General features: G+C 40.6%; 2 protein-coding genes. Both read right to left on the minus strand.

The features are described 5' to 3' along the window. Positions 1-147: 147 nt before the first annotated feature. Positions 148-408 (minus strand): hypothetical protein, encoded by a 261-nt coding sequence (locus tag HP459_RS22940; protein ID WP_171936923.1) that lies wholly within the window; start codon positions 406-408, stop codon positions 148-150. Positions 409-481: 73 nt separating this feature from the next. Next, the gene (locus HP459_RS22945; RefSeq protein WP_171936924.1) at positions 482-1,018 is read right to left on the minus strand and encodes a thermonuclease family protein; all 537 of its coding nucleotides are present in this window, start codon (positions 1,016-1,018) and stop codon (positions 482-484) included. Between the last annotated feature and the right edge of the window lie 377 nt (positions 1,019-1,395).

A 1,395-nucleotide genomic window follows, 5' to 3' on the forward strand; every position in this document is an offset into this window, starting at 1 on the left:
GATTTAATTAAATCCCTGCTAACATGATGTGACGAAATAAAAATGGGCCAGAATCATCAGGCCCAAAAATGAAATTTACCTGTCCCAGCAGGGGCGATAACGCATTTTATATAGTTATTGCATTTTAAAAAATCTTTAGTTTAAAAATCAACCATCTAGAATAAAATCATCGTCAAAAATATGGCTTTTTGCTTCAACATTTTCAGCAATTACTATGTATTTAATTCCTTCATGAAGTGAGGTAGGCTGGTCAAACTCAAGCATGAAAACGTAGTCGTAAGTACGCCCGAACCAATAACCGCCCCCACTTTCTTTACTACGCTGAAAGAAAACCCATCCACCCGGTATAAATCTTTCCAGCTTTTCTCCACGATAGACTACTTGATAATTACTGTCCTTCCCGCCCATAAACCACCCAAAACAGTGTATGTTTATACAGTATTATAGGGTGTTTACTGAGCCTGGCAATCTCCTAGTTTCCTTAGTTGCGATGAATACGCCGCCATTTCCAAGGTTCAACGGGGGAATTAGAAGCCCAAAGACCAAGACGAGAACCTTTAGCAGAAGTCTCTAAGCGAGCTGCTATACGATCACTTGGGCGATTATGGTAGCGATACGCCCAGGCTAACCCCTCAGAAACTAGCGTATAATTAACTGGAGTGCAGTTTTCAGTTCCCTTTTTATACCTAACCTTACAGGCAGTCACGAACGCTAGTGTTCTCCCGTAACGGTCTTTAGCATCTTCTTTGACCCTCAGAGAACGGTTAGTAACTAGCGCAGACAAACGCCTTTTAGCATCCTGCCCGTATGCTTGTTTTGATTCTGGAGCGTCTATACCAGTAAGGCGTATCCTTACTGTCTCTTGAGCGGCCTTTAAAGAGCCAGACTGTGTTTTAACCACGTCTAGGGTGTCACCATCGATCACGCGACTTAAATGCGCTGTAAAATCCGCATGAGCGCATATACTGCAAAATAGTGGAAGAACATAAATAATTCTGTTTTTGAATAGTTTCACCATGATACCTTGTGTAATATTGTTTTGTTTACAAAGTAAGCATAACGTGTCGAGCCAGTTACACTCAACTTGTTGTTTCAGGGTGTGTTTGCTACTATCTAATTACCGGATAACATGCGCTATAACCGGTTGAAACGCATATTCTAACCCTTTCTTCCAGTGGCAATTATCATGTTGCCTCTGGCAGCATGATTAAGCCCTTAAAGGTAAATATCATGTTCGATTCTCTCGATAAACCTATCTATGAATTTTCCACCCGCGTAAATGTTGAAAATGTTCAGACTGAAATAGATCCTGACATTGTTAATCTTCAATATACTGGTGTTGATTCATATGCCAATCTTGACGCTTATTTGCAAGAACGCAGAGCATTTTTGTAT

Origin of the sequence: Enterobacter sp. CM29 (assembly GCF_013179605.1) — a bacterium.
GTDB lineage: Bacteria > Pseudomonadota > Gammaproteobacteria > Enterobacterales > Enterobacteriaceae > Enterobacter > Enterobacter intestinihominis.

Coding starts and splice junctions, on each gene's coding strand:
- HP459_RS22945 (WP_171936924.1), bottom strand. CDS start 1,018: ATGGTGAAACTATTCAAAAACAGAATTATTTATGTTCTTCCACTATTT.
- HP459_RS22940 (WP_171936923.1), bottom strand. CDS start 408: ATGGGCGGGAAGGACAGTAATTATCAAGTAGTCTATCGTGGAGAAAAG.